Annotated in this window: 10 protein-coding genes and 4 pseudogenes; 8 read left to right on the forward strand and 6 right to left on the reverse strand. The window is 35.5% G+C overall.

Annotated elements, in window-relative coordinates; all coding sequences use genetic code 11:
• The first annotated feature begins 120 nt into the window (after positions 1-120).
• Together QUF99_RS08245 and dnaB are read left to right on the forward strand one after the other, a co-directional pair.
• Complete coding sequence (locus tag QUF99_RS08245) at positions 121-981, forward strand: DnaD domain-containing protein (RefSeq protein ID WP_289369415.1); 861 nt, start codon at positions 121-123, stop codon at positions 979-981.
• On the forward strand, positions 978-2267 hold the full coding sequence (gene dnaB / locus QUF99_RS08250; protein ID WP_289369416.1) for a replicative DNA helicase: 1290 nt from the start codon (positions 978-980) through the stop codon (positions 2265-2267). The genes QUF99_RS08245 and dnaB overlap by 4 nt, the downstream gene beginning before the upstream one ends.
• A 236-nt stretch (positions 2268-2503) precedes the next feature.
• On the opposite strand, the gene QUF99_RS08255 is transcribed toward dnaB, so the two are convergent.
• Positions 2504-2719: a hypothetical protein gene (locus QUF99_RS08255; RefSeq protein WP_289369417.1), complete on the reverse strand. Its 216-nt coding sequence runs from the start codon at positions 2717-2719 to the stop codon at positions 2504-2506.
• Between the two features lie 442 nt (positions 2720-3161).
• Between QUF99_RS08255 and QUF99_RS08265 the strand changes: the two are divergent.
• Positions 3162-3908: pseudogene (locus QUF99_RS08265) on the forward strand (IS4 family transposase); the annotation flags it as partial.
• A 906-nt stretch (positions 3909-4814) separates the two neighbouring features.
• Here the strand turns inward: QUF99_RS08265 and QUF99_RS08270 are convergent.
• A pseudogene (locus QUF99_RS08270) lies at positions 4815-4958 on the reverse strand (IS6 family transposase); the annotation flags it as partial.
• A 382-nt stretch (positions 4959-5340) separates the two neighbouring features.
• On the opposite strand from QUF99_RS08270, the gene QUF99_RS08275 reads away from it, so the two are divergent.
• The 4 genes from QUF99_RS08275 to QUF99_RS08290 all read left to right on the forward strand — a co-directional run bounded on the left by QUF99_RS08275 (position 5341) and on the right by QUF99_RS08290 (position 9799).
• Positions 5341-5721 (forward strand): BA_1872 family lipoprotein, encoded by a 381-nt coding sequence (locus tag QUF99_RS08275; protein ID WP_289369419.1) that lies wholly within the window; start codon positions 5341-5343, stop codon positions 5719-5721.
• 322 nt (positions 5722-6043) lie between these two features.
• Positions 6044-7591 carry a spore germination protein gene (locus QUF99_RS08280; protein ID WP_289369421.1) on the forward strand — a complete coding sequence of 516 codons (1548 nt, stop codon included), beginning with the start codon at positions 6044-6046 and terminating at the stop codon, positions 7589-7591.
• Positions 7592-7595: 4 nt separating this feature from the next.
• Positions 7596-8699, forward strand: coding sequence for a GerAB/ArcD/ProY family transporter (locus tag QUF99_RS08285; RefSeq protein ID WP_289369422.1), 1104 nt, complete (start codon positions 7596-7598; stop codon positions 8697-8699).
• The gene (locus tag QUF99_RS08290) at positions 8696-9799 is read left to right on the forward strand and encodes a Ger(x)C family spore germination protein (protein WP_289369424.1); all 1104 of its coding nucleotides are present in this window, start codon (positions 8696-8698) and stop codon (positions 9797-9799) included. The genes QUF99_RS08285 and QUF99_RS08290 overlap by 4 nt, the downstream gene beginning before the upstream one ends.
• Here the strand turns inward: QUF99_RS08290 and QUF99_RS08295 are convergent.
• Together QUF99_RS08295 and QUF99_RS08300 are read right to left on the reverse strand one after the other, a co-directional pair.
• Positions 9767-10180 (reverse strand): annotated as a pseudogene (locus tag QUF99_RS08295) (IS4 family transposase); the annotation flags it as partial. The gene QUF99_RS08290 and the pseudogene QUF99_RS08295 overlap by 33 nt on opposite strands.
• Positions 10181-10570: 390 nt before the next feature.
• Positions 10571-10933 carry a hypothetical protein gene (locus QUF99_RS08300; RefSeq protein ID WP_289369426.1) on the reverse strand — a complete coding sequence of 121 codons (363 nt, stop codon included), beginning with the start codon at positions 10931-10933 and terminating at the stop codon, positions 10571-10573.
• An 869-nt stretch (positions 10934-11802) separates the two neighbouring features.
• Here QUF99_RS08300 and QUF99_RS08305 point away from each other — a divergent pair.
• A complete protein-coding gene (locus tag QUF99_RS08305; RefSeq protein WP_289369427.1) occupies positions 11803-12555 on the forward strand; it encodes a class I SAM-dependent methyltransferase in 753 nt (250 codons plus the stop codon).
• Positions 12556-12882: 327 nt separating this feature from the next.
• Here the strand turns inward: QUF99_RS08305 and QUF99_RS08310 are convergent, their stop codons facing one another.
• Both QUF99_RS08310 and QUF99_RS08320 read right to left on the reverse strand, forming a co-directional pair.
• On the reverse strand, positions 12883-13413 hold the full coding sequence (locus tag QUF99_RS08310) for a GNAT family N-acetyltransferase (protein WP_289369428.1): 531 nt from the start codon (positions 13411-13413) through the stop codon (positions 12883-12885).
• A gap of 1052 nt (positions 13414-14465) precedes the next feature.
• Positions 14466-14552 (reverse strand): annotated as a pseudogene (locus tag QUF99_RS08320) (IS6 family transposase); the annotation flags it as partial.
• Positions 14553-14866: the final 314 nt, after the last annotated feature.

Genomic DNA, 14866 nt, shown 5'->3' on the forward strand with positions numbered 1-14866 from the left:
TGTATGTCGTAGTAATTTTTAAAAATATAAAATTAAATAACCAAATTCCCTCCCTCATCCTTATATACATTAAGGAAACGGCAATTTCCTATTTACCATTAAAGAGTGGAGGGAATAAATATGGCAGTATACCGTAATGTACAGGTGAATTTTTGGCAGGATGATTTTGTGTTGGATTTAACACCGGAGGAACGATACTTTTACATATACTTACTGACATGCTCCAAAACTACGCAATGCGGTATTTATCCGTTACCGAAGCGTTTGGCGGAAATGGAAACAGGCTACAACAGAGAGACTGTCGAGAAGCTACTACAGCGGTTCATCGAATATGGAAAAATATTATATGATGCAGAAACGAAGGAGTTATATATCCAAAATTGGTTGCGCTATAACCCGGTTACGAACACGAACGTGGAGAAATGCGTATTGCGTGAGTTAAAGGCTGTGAAAAGCAAAGAGTTTGTACATATGTTTCTTCAAAAATGCTTGGAGGAAGAGCTGAGTATTCCACTATTATTAGAGCATTTCGGCATGCCGGTTGAAGAGTCTAAGATTATTCCTCAAGAACCCATTGAAAGCTGTGAAGCAGATGAAAAAGTAGAAGAAGTGGATCCGGGAAGCAGTGTATTCATGTTTTATGAACAAAACTTCGGTAGTTTGTCGCCTTATACTGCGGATGAATTAAGTGAATGGATTACAGATTTGTCAGAGGAACTTGTACTGAAAGCACTCCAGATTGCCCATGAAAACAACAAGCGGACGCTTGCTTACGTGAAGGGCATTTTTCGAGATTGGCAGGGAAAGGGATATACGAAGCTCAGTGAAGTAGAGGAAGGGGCAGTGAAGTTCCGGAAGAAGGAACCGTCTGCCAGTCATGAGACTGAGAAGTTTTTGGAGGAGTGTGAGGAGTGGAAGAAAAATGTACCGTCTGAAGAAGAGCTGCAGAAGTTCTTGCAGGAACAGGGGTGGCGTCCGTGAGCATTCAAAACGCCCAGGCTGAACAGACGGTATTAGGATCTTTGCTACTCGATGGTGAACTGATTAAGGAGTGCCGCCTGACCGAGCAGCACTTTTCTATGACTGTGCATCAAGCTATATTCAAGTTGATACGGAAAATAGAGGAAGACGGACAGCCTCTTGATCTTGTTACGCTTGTTTCTAGAATGGAACCCTCCTTTTTGGAACAAATTGGCGGTATTGAATACTTTGTAAATATAATCGAGAGTGTTCCGACTACTGCCAACTTCTCCTATTATGAGGGGCTTGTTCGGAGCGCATGGAAAATGCATCATGCGGGAATCATGGCGCAAAGTATGAGTGAACGGCTTCTTGCAGAGAAGGATGAGAAAATAATCGGTGAGACGATTACGGCACTTTGTGAACTGGAAGAGGTGGATTGTACACTGGATTTTGAGCTGAAGGATGCTTTAGTCAGCTTGTATGAAGAGCTTTATCAGGAAACAGAGGAGCTCATAGGCATTGAGACCGGTTTTTCAGCTTTAAACAAGATGACGTGTGGTTTGCAGGAAGGAGACTTTGTTGTAATTGGTGCACGGCCTTCCATGGGAAAAACGGCGTTCGCCTTAAATATTGCGCTTCATGCGGCAAAATCGGGTGTGGCAGTTGGGCTGTTTTCCTTGGAGATGAGCGACAAGCAACTGCTGAAACGGATGGCTTCCTGCGTCGGTGAGGTGTCGGGGAAAAGGCTGAAAAATCCAAAGCATCGTTTTACGATAGAAGACTGGAGAAAAACAAGCCAGGCATTTGCGGAAATCGGAGATCTGCCCCTGGAGATTTATGATAAGGCAGGCGTCACAACGCAGGAGATTTGGATACAAGTACGAAAGCTGAAACGAAAGCATTCAGATAAAAAACTGTTAGTTATTATTGATTATTTGCAGCTTATTACAGGTGATTCGAAATATAGGGGAAATCGGTTTCAGGAAATGAGTGAAATCTCCCGTAAGCTGAAGTTGATGGCACGCGATTTGAATGTGTGCGTAGTAGCACTGTCGCAATTGTCCCGTGCGGTGGAGTCGCGTCACGATAAGCGTCCGCTTTTGTCTGATCTGCGGGAGACAGGGCAGATTGAACAGGATGCGGATTTGATTATGCTGATGTATAGGGAGGATTATTATGATAAGGATACTGAGAACAAAGATGTTACAGAGATTCATGTGGCGAAGCATCGGAATGGGCCTGTTGGGATGCTGAGGCTGCGATTTTTGAAGGAGTATGGGAGGTTTGTGGAGGGGAAGGGTTAAAAACAGACTAGCGAGTCCCTATCTGAAATGATCTCGATTCTTTCTTCAAACAGTCTGGATTCGGTTACTCTAATTAATTGCAAGTTCATACTGTTTTCTACACTTTCTATATGATTTCTATAAATTTAAAAATGAATTTGATTAGCAAACAATACAAAGTGGTAATTAATTAGAGGTAGCGAGTTCGCTGCTTTTTTATTTTGCATAGAAAAAAAGGAACCGTTATAGATTCCTTTTCACAGTGCGACATTATACTTATTAATTTTTCGTTTAACATCCACAAAAGCTAGGAAGGTTGCAATAGCACAAATACCTTTAAACCAAAGGAATTCGGAATCAAATAGACCGCCAAAGAAAGCAATACAGTGCGCAAAGCAAGTAATCCCAAATAACCAAAGCATAAATCTTAATTCCTTTAAGGAGAATTTGTATTTTTTATATTTTTCCCACATGTAGATCTACTCCTAATTTGTAGGGGTTCTATAGTTTTTATTGATGATATCTCGCATGTCTCTGATAAAGAATAGAATGAATAATACACCTATGATTCCGCTAATCCAAAAATATGTATTTCCCGTCGTGAATTTGTCATAGAAGGTATAGGCGTTCCAAATTATAAGGATTACTGAACATACAATAGACGTTACTAATGAACCTAAACTTCTCATTATTGTCACCTCAGTTCGAAATTTTATTATTTTCATACAATTATACATTCAAATATATAGAATTTAAAGAGTTGTAAATAGAAGAGAGTGATTAAAAGTTATAATGCAATTAGCGTAAGGGTCTCGCCACACATCCATCAACTTAAAGATTCAGACTATTCTTGAAGTAAAAAGCACGTTACTACTCTCTTATGTTAACGAGAATAGTAACGTGCTTTTTACGAATATGCATCAAAAACAAGAGTTGTCTTTATTTGCCGAAGAGTTATATCAATATATGTCTCCCGCTACACTTAATGAATTAGCTATAGAAGCAGGCGGAATGAAACGAAAATGTAAATGCCATGGACACCATTTTTTATCTTTGCGTGTATGGTTAAATCAACAAATCGCTACTACCTCTCTTACTCAACTTTGTAGTCAATTAGAAATTTCACCAGGAATTTGATTAAATCCTGAGGGACTTAATCGACGATTTAACTTGGCTTCTGTAACCTTCTTTCGAAATGCATTTACTACACTTCCACAAGCTAAAATTGGAGGATTATCTAAGATTTCTCATTCTCTTTCTGCTTACTTTGAGCGGATTCACATCCTTGATTCTACAACCTTTCAAGTTCCAGATCGATTCGCAGCTACTTATCCTGGTGCCGGAGGATGTAGTCATAAAGCTGGTGTGAAAATTCAACTAGAGTATGACTTGTTGAGTGGAGAATTTTCTGATGTGAAAATTGAACCAGGAAAACGAAGTGATCAGGCATATAGTGCGACTCGAACAGGCATGACACAAAAGAATGAACTATATATTGGTGACTTAGGATATTTTCGTTTGCAAGACTTTAAGTCTATCCAAGATAAGCAAGGATATTATTTATCACGTCCTAAATTACCAACTAAAATATATAGAAAAGAATTCGAAACAGTGGTATTTAAAACAAAACCCGCTCAATTGAAATCCATAAGGGTTTATTTGATATGCCTACTTTTATAACACCTATAAAAGATAATAAAAAACTACGTGGAAAGACCGCATTTTGTATAAAAATATACTCTAAGTTGTTGGATGTGGGGCGGTACCCCATTGCCATCAAGTTAAGAAATTCTTTGTTCCCCAAAACGAGAAAAACGAACTGAATTCCCATAGATAACTATAAAGAGATAAGATTTTCGTTTTGAGGATACTTTAAAATATTAGCTTGATGGGCATGTATAGTGACCCCTTATAGCAATAAAACCAGCTTATGTAATATTGCATATTAAAATGTATTGATATATATGTAAGCGCTTACTATAATAAGGGTATAAAGATTTACAACATCTTACTATACAAAATAAGAGGAGGAAATAATATGGCAATCGCAATGGCAGTTTTAAAATTTTTAGGTGGAATCATCCCATTCGTAGCAGAACTTTTAAAAGCAGTAATGTAAGTTCATTATCTTACTATACAAAATAAGAGGAGGAAATAATATGGCAATCGCAATGGCAGTTTTAAAATTTTTAGGTGGAATCATCCCATTAGTAGGAGAGCTTTTAAAAGCAGTAATGTAAGTTCATTATCTTACTATACAAAATAAGAGGAGGAAATAATATGGCAATCGCAATGGCAGTTTTAAAATTTTTAGGTGGAATCATCCCACTAGTAGGAGAGCTTTTAAAAGCAGTAATGTAAGTTCATTATCTTACTATACAAAATAAGAGGAGGAAATAATATGGCAATCGCAATGGCAGTTTTAAAATTTTTAGGTGGAATCATCCCATTCGTAGCAGAACTTTTAAAAGCAGTAATGTAAGTTCATTATTCCGCAATTTCAATTATATGTAAAAAATATCATACAAATGATCTGTATATCAAGAATGAATTGATGTGCAGATCATTTGTGTGAGCTATGGATAAGCCTCGTTCCCCCATTATTTCCACCAGGTTACGGAAGCTCAAATTGTACCGTAGGTACCACCTTACTGTTAATAAGATTAGTTCCGGCTGATAATGCTTCCATTTGAACAAATTTTCCTTTTCCATATCGATCACACACCTTTTTCTAGAGTAATACTATCAGTATGTCCAAGTTTAGAAGATTACTTGTGAAAGTTTTAGAGTTTTTGCACCAGAACCAATTTATGTAAGTGACGTAATTACTACAGATGTGTATGTGTCAAAGTTCTATAATGAAAATAAAAATGAAATCGAGCGTTCAAGAGAATCTGTATTAAAATTTACAAAAAAAAATGTAGATGAAGTAAATTTACGGGAGTTTATTAGGCTGAAAGGATGCGGATGTCATGCAGGTTATCAGTAAATAACAATTTTTAATTTTGATGAGTATGTTGGCTTATCAAAAAATGATAAAATAGTTACCGCAATGGTAAAATTTTATAATGATAAAAAAGAAAGGGGAATCTCTATGAAATTGCTACGTTCATTTCTCATTCTCACTCTTGTTGTATTGTTAAGCGCATGCAATACAGCAACAAAAGTCACAAAGGTTCAAGAAAATGGCGAAACGACTTTAAAAATTGGATCCCTGCAAGGGTATCACGATGTGCAAACGATTAAAGCTGAAAAAGGAAATGTGGAAATTCCTTATGAGGCAGCCGTTGAAGAAGGTACGATTTTATTGCAAGTCACAAAAGACGATAAGGTCATTTATGAAGAAGAAGTCACTTCTCAAAAAGAAGGTTTGCTTTCTTTTGAAGCGCCAAAATCCGGATCATATGATTTAATTGTACGCGTGAAGGGTGAAGAAGAGAAAGCGAAAGGAATTCAAGTACATACGAAGCTATGAAAAATCGGCAAGCGGAGTGTACCCGCTTGCCGTTTCCAGTTGGTTCTGGCACAACATTTTTATATAACTTTATAATATAAAAAAGAACTTTATTTCAAATTAAAGATCTCAATTTCCATTAAGCAGCTTCGTTGCTATAAAAGACAAAAAAATTTCGTTCTGGGGGTATTGTAAAATTTTAACTTGATGGCGATGGGGCGGTACCCCTTAATGGACATCTATAGTAATAATTCTGGCGTTGCCTCTCTAGTTATTAGGATATTTTTTCTTAATATATGCATACTAAACATACTATAGAAGGCACGTAGAAAGTGAGGGAGTCATGGCTAAATTTCTGAAACGGTTAAAATATAGAAGCAATCGTAAGTCATTTTTAATACGAGACAATACTCATTTCTCGGAAAAAAATATAGAGGACTCCCTCTTAGACGCTGATTTATCGAAAAACATAGCTGAGCTTCAGAATATATTTCGTCAAGCACCTGATTTAGTGATTCGTCGGTTTCAAATGACAGCAGATGGATTAGAAGCAGCTTTAGTGTATTTGTCTGGATTAACAGATAAACAATTGATTCAAAATCACGTTCTAAATCCTTTGATGAATAGTGTTTTTGATACGAATACGGAACTTCCAATTACATTAGGACATATTGAAATTATTAATACGTGGAGTCAGATTGAAAATGCTATTTTTGGAGGAGATAGTGTTTTATTAATCCACGGCCGAACAACAGCACATCAGTTGGATACGAAAGGATGGCCACAAAGAAATGTTGAAGATGCTCATAACGAAATATCTCTAAAAGGTGCGCATCAAGCATTTGTAGAAACTGGAAGTCAAAATATCGCAATGATTCGAAGATATATTCCTCATCGCGAATTAATGATAAAAGAAATAATAATTGGTATACGAAGCAAAACGAGGATTTCTATTTTATATTTGAACGATGTAGCTTCTGAAGATGTGCTGAAGGAATTAGAAACACGGATTCAAAATATTACGGTCGACGCTGTTGCGAGTACTGGTGAACTTATCGAATTCATTGAAGATAACCCGTACTCACCGTTTCCCCAATTTATATTAACTGAAAGACCTGATTTGGCAGTATCTCACATTTTACAGGGCAGATTTGTAACTGTAATGGATCATTCGCCTAATGTATTAATTGCTCCAACAAATTTTATCTCCTTTTTTCAAGGAATTGATGATTACGGGACACGTTGGTTAGTTGCCTCGTCTATTCGTATACTTCGTTTCGTCGCTTTTATGATTGCTCTATTTTTACCTGCGAGTTATGTTGCGTTTATTTCCTTTAATTTTGAAGTCATTCCTGTAGAACTTTTTTTGTCTATTGCGGAATCAAGAACGCGCGTACCATTTTCTCCAGTTATGGAAGCACTGCTTATGGAAATGACATTAGAAATGATGAGGGAAGGGGCTTTGCGGCTGCCTACTCCGATCGGTCAGACGATTGGAATTGTAGGCGGAATTATTATTGGACAAGCGGCTGTTCAGGCGGGGATTGTAAGCAACATTATGATTATTGTTGTTGCTATTACAGCCATCGCTTCTTTTATTATCCCTAATTATGATATGGGAGCGGCAGTCAGACTTTTACGCTTTCCGATGATGCTATCAGCTGCCTTATTTGGAATTGTAGGACTTGTTATCGGGTGGATGACATTAATTGCGCATCTCATCAGTCTCGAATCGCTAGGTACCCCTTACGGAACGCCGTTAGCACCGTTTCGCTTTGTAGATATGAAAGATACTTTTGTACGCTTTCCTTTATGGGCGATGAGAAGTCGTCTTAAGGGTACGGGAGCCACTCAATCTATTCGACAAGGAAAAAACCATAATAAAAGGTGAAACTATGAAAAAGTATGCCTATAATGACATCACCCTTATGCAGTATATTTTTTTAATCAATGGAATGCAGGTGGCCACTGGAGTTTTATCTCTCCCACGATTGCTTGCAGAAAAAGCTGGAACAGATGGATGGATAGCTATACTTATCGGCTGGGTATTCTCCACAATATCAGGTGTTTTTATAGTGAAAACAGCTGCAAGATATCCCGAGGACACGCTTTACGACATTCTTATACGATTATTTGGAAAAATAGTAGGGAAAGCACTAGTTGTGATTTACATGATATACTTCGCTTTTTATTCTTGTATCATTCTTGTGAACGCTATGCTTTATCTTAAGGGATGGCTGCTTCCGAAAACGCCTGACTATATCATTATCTTTTTGTTTTCGATTCCTACCTTTCTTGTTGTACGCAACGGCCCTCGTATTATAGGACGGTACTGTGAACTTAATTTTTATATGCTGTTTTGGATTCCGCTGTTTTTTTTGATACCGCTAAAAGAGAGCGGGAGTTGGCTGCCTTTCTTTCCGCTCTTAAAAGAAGGGTGGAAACCGGTATTAACGGCTGTACCGACCACTATTTTTGCTTATTTAGGGTTTGATATTGCGTTCTTTTTATATCCGTTTTTACAAAAAAAACAGTATGCAGTCCATGGAATCGTTATTGCAAACACTTTAACGATGTTATTTTATTTATTTGCTACTATTGTTTGCTTTGCCTATTTTAGCCCTGATAGCATTACAGAATTTAACCAGCCGGTACTAAATTTACTTAAAGTAATTGAATTTCGTTTTTTAGAACGTTTTGACATGATTTTATTAGCTGTTTACTTAACCGTTGTTTCCACAGCCTGGATTCCTTGCATATACTGCGCTGTATTTTGTTCTAGCCAATTACTTGGGAAACAAGATCACACCTCTCATGTTGTTGTTCTATTATTACTCATTATCGGCTTCATATTTTGGACTCATCCTAGTTGGAATCAATCCGAAACTTGGCAACAGGTAGTATCGAATGCTGGATTAGGATTGACGTATATATCACCTATCATTTTATGGATGTATAGCTGGGTATATGAGAAGTCTCGCCAGGGGGGGATACATTGAAAAGAAAGGTACTATGTTGTATTTTGTTATCGGTGTTCATGATGACTGGATGCTTTGATCAAACGAATGTTGAAGATGTTTCCCTTAGTCTTATCCTTGGAATCGATTTAGATCGTAATAATAATTTATTGGTGTACATGTCAAGTCCTGTTTTTAACAAAGAAGCAAAGGTAAAAGAAGAAACTACTGGTGTGAAATCTGTTACGATTCGAAATGCTAGAGAGAAATTTGACGCTACAGTTATGGCGCTTACCTCGGGAAGTAAAACACAGGTTATTTTAGTTGGAAAGCGGCTAATGAAACGAAAAAACTGGGAAAATTACCTCGATCCATTTTACCGAGACCCCAAAAATACAGTTACCACACGAGTTGTTGCTGTAGATGGACCTGTTTCGGACGTCATCTTTTATCACCCAAAAGATAAGCCGCGGCTTCCTTTATATTTAACAAAACTAGTTGATACAGCCTATTTAAGAAATATCGCAGTAAAAACAACTCTTCAAAAATTACATGAACAAGTAGCAGACAAAGGGATAACAGCAAGTATTACTGAGATGAAAAAAAAGAATAAAATATGGGTGACAGGTACAGCTTTGTTGGATGAAAAAGGAAGGTATAAATTAACGCTAAAATCCGATGAAAACAAACTATTACGCATTTTGCAACAAGAAACGAAAGGTGAGTTTCCATTTACAATTGCAATTAAACTAAAGTCGGATAGCCAGGATAAAGATTGGATAAGCTTTAGTGCCCAAAATATTAAAGTGAAGACAAAGGTAAGGTATGATAATCATTTTATATTTAATATAGATGTAAAGATGAGAATCGGTATTACAGAACGGCTTTTTTCGTTCAATACAAGAGAAGACGCAGCAAAATTACAAAAAGCTATTGAAACTAAGATGGAAGCTGATTTCAAGCAATTAATAAAGAAAATACAAGCTGCCAAAATCGACCCTATTGGGCTTGGGATATATGCAAGAGCTTACACGTATCCAGAATGGAAAGAAGTCCAAAATAAATGGAATAAGGCATTAGCAAAAGGGGATGTAAACGTCAAGGTAAATGTAGAAATTGGTGGGATGGGAACGATTAAGTAACATGAGTTCAACTAAGATTCGAATTCGTTTGAAATTTCCTCCTATTGATGGAGTCGAACAAATATTTTGATGAAATAATTCTGAAAAAATTTGTTTAAAAAATTGAACAGTATGAGAGTAGAAACGTTGGTTTAACCCCTCGGAAGAGAGCGAGACCCCAGTCGTCTCATTCAACTTGGCACATAGACTAGCTAAAGATTCTGTTCCAGCTGTTTTACTTAAAAAGACACATAAAGAATCGATATCCTGTGCTTTACATTTTCTTATCCGGTGAATCATGCCTGTTTCTAGTGCAAGTGATTCTAAAAATGTAAGTGAAAATTTACTTTTTAATTCCTTATCTAATAACTGTAGTTCTTCTGTAAGATTCATTGAAGACATAAAACAACCACCCTTTCATGGATACTCCATGAAAGGGTGGTTGTTTTTATTGAAAATTATATATAGCCTTAACTTGATGGATGTGTGGTGCTACTCCTATAAATACAGATTAAAAGTATGGTTGCTGTAGATATCCAAAATAAGAGGCATACTTCGATTAATATGTTTTTATTTATAAATAAAAAAGGATAGATGCAGTAGAATGTTCTACTACTATCTATCCTTTTTGTCTTATGAATTATTCTGCCTTAAATTCAATCACTTGCTCTTGATTGATTGTTTTACCATCTAAAAGACCTTTTGCTGTTATGTAAATAATTGTTTTCTTAGAGTCTTCCAGCTGACCAATTGCATACTTTAAAGCTAAGCATTCTCCGTACTTAGCTTATCTTACGAGTCTCCACTATCGAATGAATCACTATGTCCTGCTGAATCTGAACTATCGCTGCTAGTTCCTGAATCATGATCGATATTTGAATCTTCATGGGCACTTTTCATAGCTGCAACAACAAAAGATGTTGTCATCACTGCATTCATCCAATCTGCTTCAGCATCTTTGGTAGTTATTTCTGAATCCTTATACGCCACTGTATCTTTTGTTGAAGAATGTTCTTTTCGTTCTTTTTCAACAGAACGACGATAATTCATTGTTTTCCCGAAAATCTTCATGAATACTAATAAGATTAAGCATACTATGGATATTATTAGGATAAACAAAATGAAGTATAAAGATAAATTCAGTATCTCTGTCATATGTATACCTTCTTTCCTGTCTTAAGCGATAATGAATGTTCTAAACAAAATATCATCTTAAATATTTCGATACCTATGTATTCTCCGCTTATTTAGTAAGTAAAAATACAATATATATAAAGTTAAACAATAACAAAAAATTCGGCACTATGAAACAACAAATATATATAGAAGCACAAACAGTAATAAAATCGAATCTGAACAAAATACTGGTTTGATGGACACCTGCGATAGGTGTCTTTTCTATTTCATGAAGAAATGTTAAGAAATCCTGCATTTCATGCGTTGCAATAATTCTTGTTTAAATTGTTCATCTATAAATAATAATTCTCCCTTTTTATCTTGAATTAAGGATAGCACCACATTGCCATCAAGCTAAGATGAATTTATACCCATATTGAACAAAAAAACACTATTCTTTTTTGTAGAAATATACAGAAAGGATAGTGTTTTTCTCGTTTTGTAGACATAAATATATCTTAATTTGATAGCCATGCAGGATGATCCAATGTGTTAGGCTGTGTTTCGTTTTAGTATGTAGATCTTCTTTTGATGTTATGATAACAGAAAAGTTTATCTAATAGCGTGTATTTTACAACGTACACAAAAGAATGTTATAGAGTATAATTAATATAATCTTTCAAATGGGGTGAAGTGGATGTCTTTCCGTATTGTTCGAAGTAATTAGTTTTCGGGTTGGATAAAACGCGTACCAGCCATCAAGGGAGAAGTCTGCCCTTTTTCGGAAATATAAGCTTTGAATCTGTTTCGGTAGTCACCCATTATTATTAAATCAAGGCACGGGATTGTTTTATTAACTAGTCTTATAGTCTTAGTTTTTACACTCTTTTGGAAGGTGGATATACAAAATGAATGAATTAGATTACAAAAATTTTTATGATAAAGTCGGAAGATCAAACGGCTGGGATTTTAGTAAACTTAAATACGTAACTGAAGGTGCTACGTGGGAGTTTTATGAAGAAGTAATAGAGAGATGCAAACCCTCAGATGTTTTGCTGGATATTGGTACAGGCGGGGGAGAGAATATATTAAAAATTGCATCGGCAGCTTCATGTATAATTGGGATTGATAATTCAAGTGGAATGATAGAAACAGCACAGTCTAACTTGGGAAAAGCACGTGTGTCAAACGTTAAAGTTTTCAAAATGGAGTCCGAAGATTTGACATTCCCAAATTCCTTTTTTGATATTGTGTCTAGTTGTCATGCACCTTTTGTGGCGGCAGAAGTAGCAAGAGTAATAAAAAAGGGCGGTATCTTTTTAACACAGCAAGTCAGCGAACATGATAAATTGAACTTAAAAGAAGCGTTTGGAAGAGGGCAGTGCTTAGGAGAAAAAGACGGCACATTAAAAGAAAAATATGTCCGAGAATTGAAGTGTGCGGGCTTTGCTGATGTGCAAATTTTAGAGTATGATGCTATTGATTATTATCAAACACCTAAAGACCTCATTTTCCTATTAAAACACACACCTATCATACCAAGATTTGGTGAAGAGAAAGAGGACTTTGACATTTTGAAAAAATTTATTATAACAAACAAAACTGAAAAAGGAATCCGTACAAATTCAAAACGCTTTATGATAATAGCTAATAAATCTTAATCCTTGTTACATTAACAGGGGTGTTCATTGTAAATGATAAATTACAAAAGTCGATTTCCATAGTTTATAGGGGAACGGCTTTTTTTTGTGTGGTCCCTGTTATTATCTAATTTAAGAAGTTCGTAGTTCAAAAAGTAAAAAAAGTTTGTTTTGGGTGCATTTCAAAATCTTAGATTAATGGCGTAGCGTCAGGAATATGCGGAGTTACAACGTTAAGTAAGTTTCAACCCAATAAAAAGGGTCAATCTCCTGTAGAAATTGACCTTTTTTTTATCTTATTCAAGTAAAGTACCCGTTTATTCAAAAAGCCTCATTAAATCAATTTCATTAAACGAATTTGTACATAAGAATATCATCCACATATTCATTATCATTCATCTTAAATTCTTTAATTTTACGGCCTTCTTCAATGAAGCCCATTTTTTTGTACAAAGATATTGCACTATGATTTGTTGAGAAAACTCCTAAACTTACTTTTTCAATGAGAGGATTTTTCTCTGCCCAGTCTAATAAAGCTTGTAGTAGCATTTTTCCAATTCCTAGTCCTCTGTAATTTTTACTGATCATTATTCCAAAGGAACCTGTATGAGACAATCGTTTTTTATTTTCGGTAAGAAATACGATCCAACCAACAATTTCGCCATTTTTTTCAGCTACAATTAATGTTTCTCTTTCATTCTCCAATACGCCCTGTACCCATTCTCTTTGTTGAGATGAAGTTTTATTAAACTCTTCGGATAACGAAATGAGAAACTTGCCTTCGGAAACAACTGATTTCTGTATGTCTAAAATTGCCTCGGAATCTTCTGTTTTTCCAGTACGAATCATGTAACTAGCAGTATCTTTTGAAATTGACAATTATATTCCCCCTTATAAAGTGAAACTTTAATCAGTGGGGGTCTTCATCCCCCACTGATTATTAGTTGAACCAATCGGGCTTTTACGGGCAGTTATTCCCCATCTATCTTCCTTGTTTCTCTCTGAACCTTGAGGTGGGGGGGTACTGCCCGTTAATGCGGGATAAAATATTTTGTTAATATTCTATATCCCGCTTATAATATCCTACTTAAACTAAATTGCTCCGTTAGTTTAAGTAGAAGCCTTCGCAATCTCAATAGACTTTATAGGCTTGTTGAACCAACCGAGTTTAACATTTTTGTATATCTTCAGCTCCCCAACGATACTGATCAAATAAACTTAATGAAAGATCCAGCTGTTTCGCTATGGCTTCAACTATTAACTGTGGTACATCCTTTTTCTTCTAGGTAAATATGGAAATATGTCAGTATTAGAAGCGATGAGAAGGTGTAGTATGACGAGTCCGATATTTTATCGAGTTGTAAAAAGATATGAAGAAAAGGAGTGAAGTAAATAATCGTATACAGGACTTCTCTTACGGTAGATATGTAGGGTTCGTGAAAAGATAAAAAGGGAGAAGAATGATAAACATTCTTCTCCCTTTTTACTTACTGAGATTTGTATTAGATCAAAAAATGAGGGGGCATTTACCTTTTCTATCATAGCAATAATATCAGCTTATATAATATGAAATATTGCATATTAAAATGTATTGCCATCAATGTAAGCACTTACTGTAATAAAGGCATAAAGATTTACAACATCTTAATATTCAAAAAAGGAGGTAATAATATGGAAATCGCAATCGCAGTTTTAAAATTTTTGGGTGGAGTAATTCCATTAGTAACGGATTTATTAAAATCAGTAATGTAAGTACATTATTCCGCAATTATCTGTAAAAATTATCATACAAATGATCTGTATATCACAGGAGAATTGATGTACAGATTATTTGTGTGAGTCTACATATTAAAAAGGCTTAATCCTTTCTTATGGGTTGAGCCTTTTTATATTATTATTTATGGAATATATAATTCCTTTGCATTTCTAGCTTATGAGGCTATTCCAAACAGTTGATGAATAATTTCTTTTTGATTTTGGACAGACTGGTTCCGTAAATCAAGCTGTTTTTTTTGAACTGTTTTCCTTTAAAATATTTCATCTGTTATTCTCCTGTTCGTTTTTTACAGAGTTTAGTTTAGAAAACTTCGCGCCAGAACCCTTGTTTTTCTTAGCTTGATAGCGATGTATGGTGATCCCTTCTAATTAATTTCAATCAAACTATTATTTATATAAACAACATTGTATGCATATAAAACAAAAAGATAGATTTACGAAAGACTTTTGTAACATTTGCGAAAGCGAAATGAAAGAATTGTTAGATATGATGAAGTCAATCTTACTAGAGAATATGCTCTCAACAATTTTTATTACTAGTAAATGTTCAAACATA

It is taken from the genome of Bacillus sp. DX4.1 (genome assembly GCF_030348195.1).
Lineage (GTDB): Bacteria > Bacillota > Bacilli > Bacillales > Bacillaceae_G > Bacillus_A.

Excerpts from the sequence above, each read along its gene's own strand:
- QUF99_RS08300 (WP_289369426.1), bottom strand. The coding sequence starts at position 10,933 with ATGACAGAGATACTGAATTTATCTTTATACTTCATTTTGTTTATCCTA.
- QUF99_RS08255 (WP_289369417.1), bottom strand. The coding sequence starts at position 2,719 with ATGTGGGAAAAATATAAAAAATACAAATTCTCCTTAAAGGAATTAAGA.
- QUF99_RS08275 (WP_289369419.1), top strand. The coding sequence starts at position 5,341 with ATGAAATTGCTACGTTCATTTCTCATTCTCACTCTTGTTGTATTGTTA.
- QUF99_RS08285 (WP_289369422.1), top strand. The coding sequence starts at position 7,596 with ATGAAAAAGTATGCCTATAATGACATCACCCTTATGCAGTATATTTTT.
- QUF99_RS08305 (WP_289369427.1), top strand. The coding sequence starts at position 11,803 with ATGAATGAATTAGATTACAAAAATTTTTATGATAAAGTCGGAAGATCA.
- QUF99_RS08280 (WP_289369421.1), top strand. The coding sequence starts at position 6,044 with ATGGCTAAATTTCTGAAACGGTTAAAATATAGAAGCAATCGTAAGTCA.
- QUF99_RS08245 (WP_289369415.1), top strand. The coding sequence starts at position 121 with ATGGCAGTATACCGTAATGTACAGGTGAATTTTTGGCAGGATGATTTT.